The 15,932-nt window shown below is 72.0% G+C and carries 14 protein-coding genes; 10 read left to right on the top strand and 4 right to left on the bottom strand.

The features are described 5' to 3' along the window. Nucleotides 1-56: 56 nt before the first annotated feature. The gene (locus tag ACEZDG_RS09760; protein WP_380505586.1) at nt 57-1,364 is read right to left on the bottom strand and encodes a GAF domain-containing protein; all 1,308 of its coding nucleotides are present in this window, start codon (nt 1,362-1,364) and stop codon (nt 57-59) included. A 431-nt stretch (nt 1,365-1,795) separates the two neighbouring features. Between ACEZDG_RS09760 and ACEZDG_RS09755 the strand changes: the two genes are divergently transcribed. The 4 genes from ACEZDG_RS09755 (at nt 1,796) to ACEZDG_RS09740 (ending at nt 6,631) form a co-directional block, all read left to right on the top strand. Next, nucleotides 1,796-3,664 (top strand): coagulation factor 5/8 type domain-containing protein, encoded by a 1,869-nt coding sequence (locus ACEZDG_RS09755; RefSeq protein WP_380505583.1) that lies wholly within the window; start codon nt 1,796-1,798, stop codon nt 3,662-3,664. A gap of 214 nt (nt 3,665-3,878) precedes the next feature. Beyond that, a complete protein-coding gene (locus tag ACEZDG_RS09750) occupies nt 3,879-5,204 on the top strand; it encodes a sensor histidine kinase (RefSeq protein ID WP_380505580.1) in 1,326 nt (441 codons plus the stop codon). Beyond that, the gene (locus ACEZDG_RS09745) at nt 5,168-5,812 is read left to right on the top strand and encodes a response regulator transcription factor (RefSeq protein WP_380505577.1); all 645 of its coding nucleotides are present in this window, start codon (nt 5,168-5,170) and stop codon (nt 5,810-5,812) included. Before ACEZDG_RS09750 ends, ACEZDG_RS09745 begins: the two co-directional genes overlap by 37 nt. 18 nt (nt 5,813-5,830) lie before the next feature. Continuing rightward, on the top strand, nt 5,831-6,631 hold the full coding sequence (locus tag ACEZDG_RS09740; protein ID WP_380505574.1) for a hypothetical protein: 801 nt from the start codon (nt 5,831-5,833) through the stop codon (nt 6,629-6,631). A 33-nt stretch (nt 6,632-6,664) separates the two neighbouring features. On the opposite strand, the gene ACEZDG_RS09735 is transcribed toward ACEZDG_RS09740, so the two are convergent. Next, complete coding sequence (locus ACEZDG_RS09735) at nt 6,665-7,213, bottom strand: TetR/AcrR family transcriptional regulator (RefSeq protein WP_380505572.1); 549 nt, start codon at nt 7,211-7,213, stop codon at nt 6,665-6,667. Between the two features lie 92 nt (nt 7,214-7,305). On the opposite strand from ACEZDG_RS09735, the gene ACEZDG_RS09730 reads away from it, so the two are divergent. Together ACEZDG_RS09730 and ACEZDG_RS09725 are read left to right on the top strand one after the other, a co-directional pair. Beyond that, entirely contained in the window at nt 7,306-7,725 is a 420-nt protein-coding gene (locus ACEZDG_RS09730) for a nuclear transport factor 2 family protein (RefSeq protein ID WP_380505569.1), read from the top strand. Nucleotides 7,726-7,755: 30 nt separating this feature from the next. Next, on the top strand, nt 7,756-9,000 hold the full coding sequence (locus tag ACEZDG_RS09725) for an FHA domain-containing protein (RefSeq protein ID WP_380505566.1): 1,245 nt from the start codon (nt 7,756-7,758) through the stop codon (nt 8,998-9,000). Between the two features lie 19 nt (nt 9,001-9,019). Here ACEZDG_RS09725 and ACEZDG_RS09720 read toward each other — a convergent pair whose 3' ends face one another. Together ACEZDG_RS09720 and ACEZDG_RS09715 are read right to left on the bottom strand one after the other, a co-directional pair. Continuing rightward, on the bottom strand, nt 9,020-9,793 hold the full coding sequence (locus tag ACEZDG_RS09720; RefSeq protein WP_380505563.1) for an SDR family NAD(P)-dependent oxidoreductase: 774 nt from the start codon (nt 9,791-9,793) through the stop codon (nt 9,020-9,022). Further along, on the bottom strand, nt 9,790-10,512 hold the full coding sequence (locus ACEZDG_RS09715; protein ID WP_380505560.1) for a DUF4386 domain-containing protein: 723 nt from the start codon (nt 10,510-10,512) through the stop codon (nt 9,790-9,792). The genes ACEZDG_RS09720 and ACEZDG_RS09715 overlap by 4 nt, the downstream gene beginning before the upstream one ends. Nucleotides 10,513-10,591: 79 nt before the next feature. On the opposite strand from ACEZDG_RS09715, the gene ACEZDG_RS09710 reads away from it, so the two are divergent. The 4 genes from ACEZDG_RS09710 to ACEZDG_RS09695 all read left to right on the top strand — a co-directional run bounded on the left by ACEZDG_RS09710 (nt 10,592) and on the right by ACEZDG_RS09695 (nt 15,931). Beyond that, complete coding sequence (locus ACEZDG_RS09710) at nt 10,592-11,098, top strand: MarR family winged helix-turn-helix transcriptional regulator (protein ID WP_380505557.1); 507 nt, start codon at nt 10,592-10,594, stop codon at nt 11,096-11,098. 275 nt (nt 11,099-11,373) lie between these two features. Continuing rightward, nucleotides 11,374-13,920, top strand: coding sequence for a chitobiase/beta-hexosaminidase C-terminal domain-containing protein (locus ACEZDG_RS09705; protein ID WP_380505554.1), 2,547 nt, complete (start codon nt 11,374-11,376; stop codon nt 13,918-13,920). Between the two features lie 104 nt (nt 13,921-14,024). Next, nucleotides 14,025-14,882 (top strand): patatin-like phospholipase family protein, encoded by an 858-nt coding sequence (locus tag ACEZDG_RS09700; RefSeq protein ID WP_380505551.1) that lies wholly within the window; start codon nt 14,025-14,027, stop codon nt 14,880-14,882. 53 nt (nt 14,883-14,935) lie between these two features. Then, nucleotides 14,936-15,931: a 1-acyl-sn-glycerol-3-phosphate acyltransferase gene (locus tag ACEZDG_RS09695; protein ID WP_380505548.1), complete on the top strand. Its 996-nt coding sequence runs from the start codon at nt 14,936-14,938 to the stop codon at nt 15,929-15,931. The last annotated feature ends 1 nt before the right edge of the window (nt 15,932 follow it).

The following is a 15,932-nucleotide window of genomic DNA, read 5'->3' as shown; positions in this document are numbered from 1 at the left end:
CGGCCGCACCCTAGTTCCGGCTACGTTGCACCAACGTTGCATGCCCGGGCCGACCGTCAGACCAGGCCCCACTCGGCCCGCAGCTCGCCCCGGCGGGCCAGCGCCACGCCCCGGCACGGCGACCCGTTCGGGGCGATCGCGGCCAGCCGCTCCCAGACCTGGAGGTCGTTGAAACCGGGCCCGTCGGCCCAGGCGCGCACCGTCTCCGGGCGGGTCGAGGCCAGCACGGCGGCGCGGAGCCTGGTGTCCAGCCAGCGCCGGTGCGAGCAGACGGCCGGTGCCTCGGAGCTGGGCAGCAGCGGACCGCTGTAGCCGGCCAGCGCGGCCGGGAGATCGCCGCGGTGCAGCGCGGCGGCGACGTCCAGGAAGTCGGCCCGGAGCGGGGCAGTCAGCCGGTAGGGGCGGGAGGCGACCAGGCCGCCGACCACCCGGCGGAGCCGGGCCAGCTCGACCCTGAGCGTGGTCGGGTTGGCCGGGGCCTGGTACAGCAGGTCCGACAACTGTTCGCCGGTGAGCCCGTCCTGATGCAGCATCAGCATGATCAGCAGCTCGGTGTGACGACGGGTCAGCCGGATCTCACCGCCGTCCGCCAGGATCAGCAGGCCCTCGGGCCGGCCCAGCGCCCGCAACCGTGCGCCTTCCCGCACCGTCGGCGCCGCGGTCAGTACCGGCACGCCCAGGTCCGGCCGCTCGCCCGGCAGCCACAGCGCCGCCTCGCAGGCCCGCGCCGCCGCCCGGACCAGCGCCAGGCTGTGCGGGTTGGCGACGATGTCGCCGCCGGTCACATCGATGACGCCGAGGATGCGGCCGGTGGCCGGGTCGTGGATCGGGGCCGCCGCGCAGGTCCAGTCCTGGACCGGCTGCCGGAAGTGCTCGGTGGCGAAGATCTGCACCTCGTGGTCAAGCGCCAGCGCCGTCCCCGGGGCGTTCGTCCCGGCGTGGGCCTCGTCCCAGAGCGCGCCCTCGACGAAGTTGATCCGGGCCGCGCGGGCCCGGGCGGCCCGGTTGCCCTCGACCCAGAGCAGTCGGCCGGACGCGTCCGAGACCGCCATCAGATGGTCTCCGTCGTCGGCGGCCGTACCGACGATCTGCCGCAGCACGTCGATGACCCGGGCCAGCGGATGCGCCTCGCGGTAGGCGGCGAGGTCGCCGTCGGTGAGGGTGACCGGCGGGTCGACCGCCTGGTCCACCCGGGCGTCCGAGGAGCGCAGCCAGGACTGGGCCACCACCTCGCGCAGCCCGGTGCCGCCGCCCGCCGCCAGCTGGTGCGTGGCGACGAAAGCGGAGTGCGCGTGGCCGATCTCGCGGGCCCGCGCCTGCGGGTCCGCGCCGACCCGTGCCAGCCAGCCGCCGTTGCCACCCATCAGCTACCGATCAGCTCCCGTCCTGTCACCCGCCGTTGCCCTTGCTCCGAAATACTGTCGCTCTCTGGATACTGTCGCCGCCCCGGGCCCGACGCAACGCCTCCCGCAGCAGCCTTCCCTGACGGCCGGCCACTTCGTTCACTACTTGAACGCATTGGTCGTACGTACAGAAGCGACCGCCCCCCATCTGCGCCCTTTCCGAACACCCCTTGAGAGCGCTTCCAGATCGCCCCGCAGGCCCCACTGGCATGGTTCCGGAACTCAGTATTCAGCCTTGACAGGCCGTCACTCCGGCAGCACAGTACGTCTCCGAGAGAGCGCTCTACCGCGATGGCCGCCACCCGTGCATCGTCGGATCGCTGGCTTCATTTGAAGAAGGCAGGTAGTCGTAAATGTCACCGTTCAGGGCCGCTGACAGTGAACTTCCCGATGTGGGACCGCAACTCGCCGAACATTCAGGACAGTTGGGGCAGTCCGGGCAGCCGAAGGACGGCCTGAGCCGCCGCGCGTTCGCCGTGGCCGCCCTCGCCACCAGCGCGATCCCGCTGGCCGTGGCCGTCGCCGGCCCCGCCTCGGCCGCCGCCCCCGCCGCAGAGCCGGCCAAGGCGCCGAAGCCGCCCAAGGTCCCGCCGACCCCGGACTTCGGTCCCAACGTCCAGATCTTCGACCCGTCCACCCCGGCCGCCACCATCCAGGCCGCCGTGGACGCCGCCGCCGCGCAGCAGGTCCCGGCCGAGTTCGGCACCGGCCGCTTCGCCTTCCTCTTCAAGCCCGGCACCTACAACGCCGACATCCAGCTCGGCTACTACACCTCGGTGGCCGGCCTCGGCCTCTCCCCCGACGACGTCACCATCAACGGCGAGATCCGGGTCGAGGGCCAGCAGCAGTCCGACGGCACCGTCAACGGGCTGACCAACTTCTGGCGCTCGATGGAGAACCTCTCCATCGTCCCCACCGACGGCATCAACTGGTTCGCGGTGTCCCAGGCCGCGCCGATCCGCCGGGTCCACGTCAAGGGCAGCCTGTTCCTGTTCCCGCGCCAGGGCGGCTACACCAGCGGCGGGTTCATCGCCGACTCGGTGGTGGACAGCCAGGTCATCAACGCCTCCCAGCAGCAGTGGCTGACCCGGGACAGCCAGGTCGGCAGCTGGTCCAACGCGGTCTGGAACCAGGTCTTCGCCGGCGTCATCGGCGCACCCGCCCAGTCCTTTCCCAACCCCCCGTACACCACCCTCCCGACCAGCCCGAAGAGCCGCGAGAAGCCCTTCCTCGCGGTGGACGCCAAGGGCCGCTGGCAGGTCGTGGTGCCCCGGCTGCGGCACGACGCGGTCGGCACCACCTGGAACGGCGGAGCCCCCACCGCCGCTCGGACCATCGCCATCGACGAGTTCTTCATCGCCAAGCCGAGCGACTCCGCGCACACCATCAACAAGGCGCTGGACCAGGGCAAGCACCTGCTCTTCACCCCCGGCGTCTACCAGGTCGACCGGACCATCCGGGTCAAGAATGCCGAGACCATCGTCCTCGGCATCGGCTTCCCGACCCTCAGCCCGGTCGGCGGGGTGGTCCCGATGACCGTGGCCAGCACCAAGGGCGTGCAGATCGCCGGGCTGCTGTTCGACGCCGGCGAGCACAACTCCCCGGTGCTGCTCCAGGTCGGCGACAAGCGCGGCGGCTGGAGCGACGCGGGCGACCCGACCTCGGTCCAGGACGTGTTCTTCCGGATCGGCGGCGCGGGCCCGGGCAAGGCCACCACCGCGCTGGTCGTCAACGCCGACAACGTGCTGCTCGACCACATCTGGGCCTGGCGCGCCGACCACGGCTCGGGCGTCGGCTGGACGGTCAACACCGCCGAGACCGGGGTGATCGTCAACGGCGACAAGGTGCAGGCCACCGGCCTGTTCGTGGAGCACTTCCAGAAGTACAACGTGATCTGGAACGGCGAGCACGGCAGCACCATCATGTTCCAGAACGAGCTGCCCTACGACCCGCCGAACCAGGCCGCCTACACCCACCACGGGATCCTCGGCTGGGCCGCCTACAAGGTCGACAACTACGTGAAGCACCACGAGGCCTGGGGCCTCGGCAGCTACTGCTTCTTCAACGTCGACCCGACCATCCACGTCAGCCACAGCTTCGAGGTCCCGCTCACCAAGGACGTGGTCTTCCACGACCTGCTGACGGTGTCGCTGAACGGCGACGGCGTGATCGACCACGTGATCAACGACGTCGGCGACCCGGCCCAGGGCACCGCCACCGTCCCGGTGAACGTGCTCCGCTACCCGCCGACGGCGAGCTGACCGCTCGTCAACTCAAGCCAGACGGACCGCAGGACCGGGCCCCGACCCCCGGTCCTGCGGTCCGTCTCCAGCGCCTCCGGCCGCTGCTCCGGGGTGGAGTTTTCCCCACCCCCGAATCCGGTGGCCAGCGCCCCTGCGTCCGACGCCCCCTCCCCCGCAGACTGTACGAACACAGACAGCGGACAGCACACAAGCGGACGAGGGCGGGGACAGCATGAGCGGCACCACGGTCAGCCGTACGGAGACAGCGCGCTCCTGGCTCAGCAGCAGGCTCGGCAGTGTGAGGCAGGGCCTCACCCTGCACCTGCTGGTGTATCCGGGCATGGCCGCGCTGATCTTCGCCCTTGTCGCCGGCAGCCTGCTCGAACTGGGCCTTGGGCTCTTCCTGCTGCCCATCGCCATGGCCGGCGTCCGCGGCATCGCCGGCCGGCGCCGGCAGCTGGTCCGGGAGTGGACCGGGACCGCCATCGCCGCCCCCTACCTCCCCGAGCCCGGCCCGGAGACCCTGCCGGAAGGATGGCTGGGCCAGTGGCGCCGCTGCCAGTGGATCCTGTCCGACCCCGCCACCTGGCGCGACCTGCTCTGGCTGCTGGTCGACCCGTTCGTCGGCGGCTTCCTGGCACTGCTGCCGCTCGCCCTGATCCTGGAGGGCGTCTACGGCTTCGTCATCAGCGCCTTCGCCGGGCCGATGACCCAGGCGGGCTACAACGACTGGTACCTCTTCCTGCACATCCACAAGGGCCACACCGGGGACATCGCGGCGACCTCGGCGATCGGCGTGCTGCTGATCGGCCTCGGCCTCTGGTCCGCACCCAAACTGCTGGACCGGTACGGACGTTGGAGCAGCGTACTGCTCTCGCCCACCCCCGCCGCCGTGCTCGCCCAGCGGGTCGAGCAGCTCACCGTGACCCGCACCGACGCCGTGGACTCCCAGGCCGCCGAGCTGCGCCGGATCGAGCGCGACCTGCACGACGGGGCGCAGGCCCGGCTGGTGGCGATGGGGATGAACCTCGGCGCGGCCGTGCAGTTGCTGGAGCACAATCCGGAGCAGGCCAGGGCGATGCTGCTGGAGGCCCGCGACTCCTCCGCCAAGGCGCTCACCGAGCTGCGCGACCTGGTCCGCGGCATCCACCCGCCGGTGCTGTCCGACCGCGGGCTCGGCGACGCGGTGCGGGCCCTGGCCCTGGACAGCGCGCTCAGCACCGAGGTGACCGTCGACCTGCCCGGACGGCTGGACGCCCCGGTGGAGTCCGCCGCCTACTTCGCCGTCGCCGAGGCGCTGGCCAACGCCGGCAAGCACGCGGGCGCGGGGCGGGTGTGGATCGACATCGAGTACCGTGACGGACGCCTGCTGATGACCGTCAGGGACGACGGCAGCGGCGGCGCCGACAGCAGCCGGGGAACCGGGCTGCGCGGGATCGAACGCCGACTCGCTGCCTTCGACGGCATCCTCGCCCTCAGCAGCCCGCTGGGCGGCCCGACCGTCATCACCGTGGAGCTGCCGTGCGTGTTGTCCTCGCCGAAGACCTCTTCCTCCTGAGGGACGGCCTGGTCCGGCTGCTCGAAGCGTACGGCTTCGAGATCGTCGCCGCCGTCGACAACGGCCCCGACCTGCTTCGTTCGCTGCTGGAGCTGAAGCCGGACGTGGCCGTCGTCGACGTCCGGATGCCGCCGACCTTCACCGACGAGGGCCTGCAGGCCGTCCTCAGCGCCCGCCGCGAGTCGCCCGGCCTCCCGGTGCTGGTGCTGTCGCAGTACGTGGAGCAGCTGTACGCGCGGGAGCTGCTGGCGGACGGCAGCGGGGCGGTCGGCTACCTGCTCAAGGACCGGGTGTTCGACTCCGACCAGTTCGTGGACGCGGTCCGCCGGGTGGCCGCGGGCGGCACCGTGATGGACCCGGAGGTCATCGCCAAACTGCTGACCCACAAGGCCCGGGCCGCGCCGCTGGCCGCACTGACCCCGCGCGAGCACGAGGTGCTGGCGCTGATGGCCGAGGGCCGTTCCAACGCGGCGATCGCGGCCCGGATGGTGGTGAGCGAGGGCGCGGTCACCAAGCACACCTCCAACATCTTCGCCAAGCTCGGCCTCCCCCCGTCCGAGGTCGACAACCGCCGCGTCCTCGCCGTCCTCGCCTACCTCAACACCTGACCGGACCGGAGGTTCGAGATGATCGACGCGACCGGTGCGGAGCTGCGAATCGAGGAGCTGCACCGCGGCGACGCGGACGGGCTCCTCGCCGTCATGCACTGCGTCGCCGGGCCGGTCCCCCTCCGACGGCGGTTCGGCGGCGTGCGCGGTGGCCGTCCGGTCGATCTGACGGTGCGGCAGATCGAGCGGGCCGGGCAGTCCTGCCCCGTCCTCCCCTACCGGCACAGCGGGCTGGTCGCGCTGCGCGGCAGCGGCGCGCAGGCGCTCGAACCGGGCCGGCTCCTGCTCGGCCGGATCACCGGGACGTTCAGCACGGCCGAGGAGATCCTCGCCTTCGCCGGAGCGGCGCCGGGCGAGATCGCGGCCCTGGCCGCCGACGAGCACCCCCGCTATGCCTGGTACACGGCGCTGCTCGAACGGACCGGCCCCGGCACGGCGGGCGAGGCGGACCTGCTGGCCGCGTTCCTCTGCGACCCGGACCAGGCGATGGGACTGTCCACCGTGATCCAGCACCTCGGCAACCGGATCGGGGAACTGGGTTCGAGCCAGGCCCTGGGCGACTGGCAGGCGACCGTCGACCGGGTCCTGCGGCAGAGCAGCTTCCTGCACACCCGCGCCGTCGACGGACTGCGCCTCCGGCGCCACGAGGAGGGTGAGCCGCTCGCGGCCGAGCAGCTGCCCGACTACAGCGACTGGCTCCAACGGCGGCTCGCCGAGAGCTCCGTGCGGCCCGGCGTGCTGGCCGTCCTCGCCGAGCACGGCCGCACCCACCGCATCAGGCGCGGCGCCGGCGCGCGGCTGCGGGCGCTCACGCGCTGAGCCGCGGTGGCCGCGGTGGCGGTGGCGCGGCGGTCAGGCGGACGCGGCCAGCAGGACGCGGGCGGCGGACTTGGCGTGGTGGGCCGGAGTCGGGGAGGCGGTGATCGCTGCTGTGGTCATCGCGCCCTCGGCCAGCAGCGCGAGCTGCTCCGCGAGGGGGGTGTCCCGGACCAGCTCCGCGAGGTAGGCCCGGAAGGCGGCCTTGTGGTCGGCCACCGCGCGGGCGACGGCGGGCGAGGTGGCCCCCAGCTCGCCGAAGGCGTTGATGAAGGCGCAGCCGTGGAAGTCGGGCTCGGCGAACCAGAGCTGCAGCCAGTCGAAGACCGCCAGCGGACGCTGTCCCGGGTCGGGCTCGGCCGCGACATGGGCGGCCAGGGCGGCGAGCCAGCGGGCATCGCGGCGGCGCAGATACGCCTCGACCAGCTCGCCCTTCCCGGGAAACAGCTGGTAGAGGCGCTTGAGCGAGACCCCGGAGGCGGTGCGGACCTCGTCCATGCCGACGCTCTGCACGCCCCGGGCGTAGAACAGCGCCTCGGCCGCGTCCAGCACCCGGGCCCGCAGCGCTTCGACGTCCGTCGCCACCTCTGTCGCCTCCGCACTTGAGAACCACCGTTCTCCCAGCGTACCGTGAGCGAGGGAGAACGCTCGTTCTCCCAGCGCCCCGGAGGAAGACCATGCCCGAAGCCCGCCCGCCGCTGCCCCCGTTCACCGAGCAGACCGCCCGCGCCAAGGTCCAGGCCGCGGAGGACGCCTGGAACACCCGCGACCCCGAACGGGTCGCCCTCGCCTACACCGAGGACTCCGAGTGGCGCAATCGCGACCGCTTCCTCACCGGCCGCGCCGAGATCGTCGCCTTCCTGCGCGACAAGTGGCAGCGCGAGCTCGACTACCGCCTCCGCAAGGAACTCTGGGCCTTCACCGACAACCGCATCGCCGTCCGCTTCGAGTATGAGTGGCACGACGCCGAGGGCCAGTGGTGGCGCAGCTACGGCAACGAGAACTGGGAGTTCGCCCCCAACGGCCTGATGCACCGCCGCTACGCCAGCATCAACGACCTCCCCATCACCCCCACCGACCGCCGCGTCTCCGTGTGAACGGGGCCGGGCTCTGCTAGCTTGCCCGGCATGGGAACAGAGTCGCACCTCTCCCTGGATCCCGCGGCTGCGGACTTCGCCGTGGATATGTCCAATGTGATGAAGACCGCGGACCTCTGCAGCAGTCGGCCGGTCGATCTGGCGCGGTTCGTCTCCCTGATCGATGGGCTGATCAGCCACACCCGGGACGAGACCGTCCAGGTCTACGCCGTCGCCGACGCCTCGCTGCTGCGGGACCGGCGGCTCAGCGACAACGAGCGGGCCACGCTGCGGAACTGGTACCAGCGCGGGCTGATCGAGGTGATGGACGTCGCCGACGACCGGCTGATCGAACTCGCGGACACCACCGGCCAAGCGGTCGTAAGTCGCGACAACTACAAGGAGTACTGCCGCAGTTACCCGTGGATCGCGGGCAACAGCGACCGCTTCTTCCGCCCCTGCCCCGGCCCGGGCGGGGTCGGCGTGGGGGTCGAGCCGCGGGTGATGCCGACGCCGGGGGAATGGGAGATCTCGCGCAAGGAGGAGGAAGGGCTGCTGCTCGGAGCCGGGATGTACGACCGCAGCGGCGGCACCGGCCCGCGCCGGGCCCTGCTGTCGCGGCGCTGGAGCTGCCCGGAGGCCGACTGCCCGCTGTTCGGCGCGGACCGCGGCGCCCGCGGCGACGGCGGTGACTACCAGCCGGTGCCCAAGTACCGGCACGGCGTGGTGCTCTGCCCCACCCACCAGCTGCGGCTGATCGACATCGGCCCGTATCCGCGCCGGGTCCAGGTCAAGGCACGGGTGGACGGCACCGTGCGGACCCGCTTCCTGGTGGCGCCCCGACAGGAGGTCGCCGTGGGCAGGATCCCCGGCGGCGACGGCATCGCGCTGGCCGGCTGGGTGCACGCCGGCGACGAGGGCGGCGGGAGCCGGGTGAGCCGCAGCCATGTGACGCTCCGCTGGGACGGCTGGAAGCTCCGCGCCTGCGACACCAGCCGCAACGGCACCACGATCCGCCGGGTCCGCCCGGCCCCTGAGGAGTTCCGGCTGCCGCCGGGCGAGTACCGGCGGCTGCGCCCCGGGGACGAGATCGTGCTCGCCGACGGTGTCGAACTGATCGTCAGCGGAAGGGAGTTCATCTTCGAGGAGGCCACCGAGGCGGAGGTCCCGCCGCCCGACCTGGCCGACCGGCTCCGCGAAGAGGCCCAGCAGGAGACCGAGTTCGCCCTCGACAGCAGCCTCTTCGACCTCCCCGACCGCCCGAGCCTCCCCGACCGCCCGGAAAGCTCCGGCTGAACCGAGCCGCCCCCGCGGGTCACCCGGTGATCCGGCCGCCGGCCACGTCGACAGTGAGGCCGGTCAGCCAGGAGGCGGCGGCGGAGGCGAGGAACAGCGCGGTGCTCGCCACGTCGTCGGTGCTGCCCAGCCGCCGCAGCGGGTGCAGCGCGGCGACCTGCTCCTGGACGGCGGCGGGCATCCGCGCGAGCACCTTCTCGGTGCCGATGGAGGACGGGGCGATGCAGTTGACCCGGATCCCGTGCGGGCCGAGCTCGGTGGCCAGCTGGCGGGTGAGCATCACCACCCCGGCGTTGGCGACGCCATAGGCGAGATTGGCCTGGCTGGGCTGGCGCCCGGCGGCCGAGGACATGGTGATGATCGAGCCGCGACCGCGCCCGATCATGCCGTCCGTGCCGCCCAGGAAGGTCCTGACGGTCAGGAAGGCGGAGGTCAGGTCGGAGTCGATGACCTGGCGCCAGCGCTGCTCGGTGAGGTCGGCGCCGGGCACCGGGAAGCCCTGGCCGCCGGCGAAGGCGGCGAGGACGTCGACCGGGCCGAGCCGGGACTCGACCTCGCCCCGCACCCGCTCCAGCGCGGCGGAGTCCGTCACGTCGGCGACCGCGCCGATCGCGGTGCCGCCGCTGTCGGTGATGCCGCCGACGACGGCGTCCAGCGCGTCCCGGTCCCGGCCGACCACGCAGACCCCGGCGCCCTGGCCGGCGAAGGCCCGCGCGGTCTGCGCACCGATGCCGCGCGAGCCGCCGGTGACCAGGACGGTGCGGCCGGACAGCTCGGTGTAGGTGGCGCTCATGCGGTCACCCCTCCGGCCCGAGCCGAGTCCCCAGCCGACGCCCCGGCCGACACCGGGGGCTGGCTGCGGACCCGGGTCCGCGGGAGCAGCGCGGCGGCGAATACCAGCCACACCGTGCCGCCGAAGCGGACCACCGGCAGCAGGTACGAGAAGCCGGAGCCGAGCAGGGTCAGTGAGGCGAGCATCCCGACGGCCGCGAGCACCAGGCCGATCCAGGCCAGGGTCCTCGGCAGCAGCCCGGCGAGCAGGCCGGTCACCGAGACCCCGGCGATCAGCAGCGCGAAACCCACCGCGTAGGCGGGTCCCCCGGCCAGGAAGGAGAGGTCGGCCAGCGCCCGGGCGAGGGCGGGTCCGGCGTCGGCGGGGAGCCGTCCGCCGGTCCAGGCGAACATCGCACTGAGGGTCAGCGCCACCGCCGCGAGCACCCCGCCGACCAGGGTGATCGCCGATCCGGGCGCGGTGATCCCGAGCGCCCGCAGCCGCCGGTAGAGGACGGCCGCGGCGATGGCCAGCGGGACCGCGGAGCCGAGCAGCAGAAAGGCGCCGAGCTTGATCGCGGTGCCATGGGCCGCGGCGTACTGCAGGACGGCGGCCCCGGAGGCGTCCGGATGCGGGGTGGAGCGGTTGGCGACCACGGCGCCGACGGTGAGCACGGCGTAGGCCAGCACCGGGGCGAGCAGCGGCGGCCCGGACTGGGGGCGGCGGGCGGGGGCGGTCATGGGTTCCTCCTCGGGAGAATCGTATATACAAGAGAATGATTACAAAGCGGAACGATTGTCAAGCGGGTACCGTATCCTCATGCGTATGGATATCCCGGCCCGCGGCGGTGCCGCCTTCCTGCTGGCCCAGCTCGGGGCGCACGCCGCGACGGCCTTCGCCGAGCGGATTTCCGCCATCGGCCTGACCCCGCCACAGGCCGGACTGCTGCGCCTGCTCGCCACCGAGCCCGGCCGCAGTCAGCGGGAGCTCGCCGACCGGCTCGGCATGCCGCCGAGCCGCTTCGTGCCCTTCGCCGACGAGCTGGAGGGCCGCGGGCTGATCGAGCGCCGGCGCAACGCCGGCGACCGGCGCCTCTACGCGCTGCACCTCACCGAGCAGGGCACGGCGCTGCTCGGCGAGCTGCAGCAGGCCGGTCGCGCGCACGAGGAGCAGATCTGCCGCGGCCTCTCACCCGAGGAGCACCGGCAACTCACGGCGCTGCTGCGGCAGGTGGCCGAGGAGCAGGGGCTCACCCCCGGGGTCCACCCCGGCTTCCGGACCGTCGGCAGCGGCAAGGCCAACCCGACCTCATCCTTCAACAGTTGAACCCTGCGCAACTTCTTGACGACCGGTCACAGGGGAATGACACTGCTTCACGGATCCAGGACTCCTGTATCCGCTGCTTGAGAGCGCTTCCAGAACAGAGATCCAAGGTCTTGTGGTCGGACAAGGGCTTGACTCCTGCTCAGAGGTGTCATCAACGCTCCCTCCGTGCCGACCTGACGTTCACTTCACGAACCCAGGCGAGAGGACCCCCACCCATGCGCAGACCCACTCTTCCGCGGCGCTCGCGACCCTGGTCACGCCAACGCGTCGTCGCCATGCTGACGGCCGTCGCCCTCGTCGTCGCCGCGTTGCTCGGCCTCGCCGCGAACTACGGCACCGCCTCGGCGGACGCGTCCGACTACACCCAGAGCGTCACCCAGCTGAACGCGACCCAGGCGCAGATCAAGTTCACTCCCACCACGCCCGCGGTCTATGTCGACGTCCACTACCTGGTCAACAGCGCGAACCAGCAGAACTTCCGGATGACCAACACCGCCGGCGTCTGGACCCAGACGGTCAGCTCGCTGGCCACCGGGAACGTGCTCGAGTACTGGTTCACCTACGAGAAGAACGGCCCGCAGTACGACACGCCGCACTTCACCTTCACCCAGGGCAGCGGGACCGGCAGCACGGTCGCCACGCCGACCTTCAGCCCGGCCGGCGGGACCTTCAGCTCCGCCCAGAGCGTGACCCTCGCCGACAGCACCTCCGGCGCCAGCATCCGCTACACCACCGACGGCTCGACCCCCACCGCGTCGTCGACCCTCTACGGCACGCCGATCAGCATCACCGCCACCACCACCGTGAAGGCCATCGGCATCGCCTCCGGCAGCACCAACTCCGCTGTCGCCAGCGCCACCTACACCATCACCAGCACGCCCACCACGGTCGCCACGCCGACCTTCAGCCCGGCCGGCGGGACCTTCAGCTCCGCCCAGAGCGTGACCCTCGCCGACAGCACCTCCGGCGCCAGCATCCGCTACACCACCGACGGTTCCACCCCCACCGCGTCGTCGACCCTCTACGCCGCGGCGATCAACGTCAGTGCCACCACCACCGTGAAGGCGATCGGTATCAAGTCTGGTCTCACCAACTCGGCCGTGGCCAGCGCCACTTACACGATCGGTACGTCGGCCGGCTGCCCGGCGCAGTCGGACACCCCCGACTTCGGTCCCAATGTGCACATCTACGACCCCTCCATGTCGAGTGCCACCATCCAGGCCGCGCTGGACGCCCACTTCAACCAGATGAAGGACACCGCCACCGCCCAGTTCTCCGAGAACCGGGTGGCCGACCTGTTCAAGCCGGGCACCTACACGGTCAACGACAACGTCGGCTACTACACCTCGGTGGCCGGTCTCGGACAGAACCCGGACGACGTCACCATCAACGGCAACATCACCGTTGACGCCTTCAACGCCTCGGACGCGGGCAACGCGACCCAGAACTTCTGGCGCTCCGCCGAGAACCTGGCCATCAACCCCGGTGGCGGCACCGACCGCTGGGCGGTCGCGCAGGCGGCCCCGTTCCGCCGGATCGACGTGCACGGCGGCCTCGCCCTGGAGCCGGCCAGCTACGGCTGGGCCAGCGGCGGCTACATCGCCGACACCAAGGTGTCCGGCCAGACCGAGTCCAGCTCGCAGCAGCAGTGGTACACCCGGGACAGCAGCTTCGGCAGCTGGACCGGCGGCGTCTGGAACATGGTCTTCTCGGGCACCACCGGCGCCCCGGCGAACACCTTCCCCAGCCCGCCGGAGACCACCCTGGCCACCACCCCGGTCTCGCGTGACGTGCCGTACCTGTACATCGACAGCACCGGCAAGTACCGGGTCTTCGAGCCGTCGCTGCGCACCAACGCCTCCGGCCCGAGCTGGGCGAACGGCAGCACCCCCGGCACCTCCGTGCCGATGAGCCAGTTCTACGTGGTCAAGGCCGGCGACACCGCCGCGACCATCAACAACGCGCTGGCCCAGGGCTGCAACCTGTTCGTCACCCCGGGTGTGTACCACCTCAGCCAGACCCTGAACGTGACCAAGGCCAACACCGTGGTCCTGGGCATCGGCTACCCGACCTTCGTTCCCGACAACGGGGTCAACGCGATGCAGGTCGCCGACGTGGACGGGGTCCGGCTGAAGGGCCTGCTGTTCGACGCCGGCACCACCAACTCGGCCGCGCTGCTCACCGTCGGCCCGTCCGGGTCGTCCGCGAGCCACGCGACCAACCCGACCACGATCCAGGACGTGTTCTTCCGGATCGGCGGCGAGATCGCGGGCAAGGCCACCGCCAGCCTGATCGTCAACAGCAGCAACACGATCATCGACCACATCTGGGCCTGGCGCGCCGACCACGGCAACGCGGGCACGGTCGGCTGGACCGTCAACACCGCTGACAACGGACTGATCGTCAACGGCAACAACGTCGAGGCGACCGGGCTGTTCGTCGAGCACTACCAGAAGTACGAGGTCACCTGGAACGGCCAGGGCGGCAAGACCATCTTCTTCCAGAACGAGATGCCGTACGACGTGCCGAACCAGGCCGCCTGGATGAACCCGAGCGGGATCAACGGGTACGCCGCGTACAAGGTGGGCGCCAATGTCACCACGCACGAGGCGTGGGGGCTCGGCAGCTACTGCTACTTCAACGTCAATCCGGCGGTGAACTCGTACCACGCCTTCGAAGTGCCGAATACCGCGGGCGTGAAGTTCCACGACCTGCTCACCGTCTCGCTCGGCTACGTCGGCACCATCAGCCATGTCATCAACGACACCGGCGGTGTCACCCCGACCGGGACCGCCCCGGTCAACGTGGTCAGCTATCCGTGACCTGACCTGCTGAACCTGACGTACTGAACAACACCGACGGCCGTCCCGCACCCCGGGGCGGCCGTCGGCTGATTCGCCCGGCGCGGGCGGGGCAGGGATGGGACATGCCCGACACCGCCGGATCCGAGACCGCACCGTCCCGCGACTGCGCCTTCGTGCTGGGCGGGGGCGGCGCCCTCGGCGCCTGCGAGGTGGGGATGCTGCAGGCGCTGCTGGAGGCCGGGGTGCGGCCGGACCTGGTGGTCGGCACCTCGGTGGGCGCGATCAACGGCGCCGTGGTCGCCGCGGATCCCAGCACCGGCGCGGTGGATCGGCTGGCCGGGCTCTGGGGCAGCCTCGGACGCGCCGGGGTCTTCTCCGGATCGGTGCTCGGACGGGTCAGGGTCGCCGCGCGCAGCCGCACCCACCTCTACTCCTCGACCCCGCTGCGCCGGCTGCTGGAGGAGTACCTGCCCGCCGAGCACATCGAAGAGCTGACGGTGCCGTACCAGTGCGTCGCGGCCAGCATCGAACGGGCGGCCGAGCACTGGTTCAGCAAGGGGCCGCTGGTGGACGCCGTGCTGGCGTCCTGCGCCGTGCCCGGGCTGCTCGCGCCGGTCGAGGTCGGGGGCGAGCACTTCCTCGACGGCGGGCTGACCAACAGCATCCCGGTCGGCCGGGCCGTGGCCCTGGGCGCCCGCACCGTGTACGTGCTCCAGGTCGGCCGGATCGAACAGCGGCTGCGGGTGCCGCGACTGCCCTGGGAGGTGGCCTCGGTGTCCTTCGAGATCGCCCGCAGGCACCGCTTCGCCCGGGACATGGAGGACCTTCCGCCGGGCGTCGAGGTGCATGTGCTGCCCAGCGGCGGCCCGCTGGGCCGGACCGGCGCCGCCGCGCAGCTGCGGCACCGCGACTTCGGCCTCTCCGCCGAACGCATCGACCGCGCCTACCAGGCCTCGGCCGCCTACCTGGCCGACCGTTGAACGGCACGGTGGTGCCGAGGCGGGTACGCACCACGGTCAGACGGCTGCTGACGGTGCCTCTGCTCGCCGCCCTGACCGGCCCGGCCCTGGCCCTGCTGCTGCTGGGCGCGCTGACCTCCCCGCTCACCCTGGTGGTCGGACGGCGCCGGCGGCTGCTGCGCTTCTCCGCCTACTTCCTGCTCTATCTGCTCACCGACCTGACCGGGGTGGTGGCGGCCTGCTGGATCTGGCTGCGCTGCCTCCCGCTCCCGGCCGCGACCCGCGACGCCCGGCTGCAGACCCTCAGTTACGCGCTGCTGGCCCGGATGCTGGGCTTCCTGCGCAGCTCGGCCGGACCGGTCTTCGGGCTGCGGACCACGGTGCACCCGGCCATACCCCCGCGCGGCGAGCAGCCCCCGGTCCCCCTGCTGGTCTTCGCTCGGCACGCCGGCCCCGGCGACTCCTTCCTGCTCGTCCACGCGCTGCTCTGCGAGGCCGGACTGCGGCCGCAGGTGGTGCTGAAGCAGTTCCTGCAGTGGGATCCCAGCCTGGACATCCTGATCAACCGGGTGCCGCACTGCTTCGTCCCGCCCGGCGGAGGCGGCGCGGAGACCGCACGGGAGATCGGCGCCCTGGCCACGAACCTCGCCCCAGGAGAGGTGGTGGTCCTCTTCCCCGAGGGCGGCAACTTCACCCCGCAGCGCCGCCGCCGGGCCATCGCCTGGCTCCGCCGCACCGGTCAGTTCCGCCGCGCCGCCCGCGCCCAGCGGGCGCAGCACGTGCTGCCGCCGAGAATGCCGGGATCGCTGGCCCTGCTCGACGGAGCCGCCACCGCGCAGGCCGACGTCGTCTTCGTCGCGCACACCGGCCTGGACCGGATGGACTCGCCGACGAGCATCTGGCACGGGGTCCCGCTGCGCGAACCCCTGCGCGCGGGCTGGTGGCGCGTCCCCGCGCCGGACGTCCCGGCCGGGAGCGGCGCGCGCGAGGAGTGGCTGACCGACCAGTGGTCCCAGGTGGACGCCTGGATCTCCGAGGAGTGGGACCGGACCGGCCGCCGCAGCGACTGAG

Origin of the sequence: Streptacidiphilus alkalitolerans, assembly GCF_042511045.1 — a bacterium.
Classification (GTDB): domain Bacteria; phylum Actinomycetota; class Actinomycetes; order Streptomycetales; family Streptomycetaceae; genus Streptacidiphilus; species Streptacidiphilus alkalitolerans.
Note: the sequence above shows the minus strand (reverse complement) of the source record. Positions and strands in the feature narration are given on the sequence as shown.

Bases quoted from the DNA above. Each gene is read 5' to 3' on its own strand.
- ACEZDG_RS09730 (WP_380505569.1), top strand. From the start codon at position 7,306: ATGCCCGAAGCCCGCCCGCCGCTGCCCCCGTTCACCGAGCAGACCGCC.
- ACEZDG_RS09710 (WP_380505557.1), top strand. From the start codon at position 10,592: ATGCGTATGGATATCCCGGCCCGCGGCGGTGCCGCCTTCCTGCTGGCC.
- ACEZDG_RS09720 (WP_380505563.1), bottom strand. From the start codon at position 9,793: ATGAGCGCCACCTACACCGAGCTGTCCGGCCGCACCGTCCTGGTCACC.
- ACEZDG_RS09715 (WP_380505560.1), bottom strand. From the start codon at position 10,512: ATGACCGCCCCCGCCCGCCGCCCCCAGTCCGGGCCGCCGCTGCTCGCC.
- ACEZDG_RS09725 (WP_380505566.1), top strand. From the start codon at position 7,756: ATGGGAACAGAGTCGCACCTCTCCCTGGATCCCGCGGCTGCGGACTTC.
- ACEZDG_RS09700 (WP_380505551.1), top strand. From the start codon at position 14,025: ATGCCCGACACCGCCGGATCCGAGACCGCACCGTCCCGCGACTGCGCC.
- ACEZDG_RS09750 (WP_380505580.1), top strand. From the start codon at position 3,879: ATGAGCGGCACCACGGTCAGCCGTACGGAGACAGCGCGCTCCTGGCTC.
- ACEZDG_RS09740 (WP_380505574.1), top strand. From the start codon at position 5,831: ATGATCGACGCGACCGGTGCGGAGCTGCGAATCGAGGAGCTGCACCGC.
- ACEZDG_RS09760 (WP_380505586.1), bottom strand. From the start codon at position 1,364: ATGGGTGGCAACGGCGGCTGGCTGGCACGGGTCGGCGCGGACCCGCAG.
- ACEZDG_RS09705 (WP_380505554.1), top strand. From the start codon at position 11,374: ATGCTGACGGCCGTCGCCCTCGTCGTCGCCGCGTTGCTCGGCCTCGCC.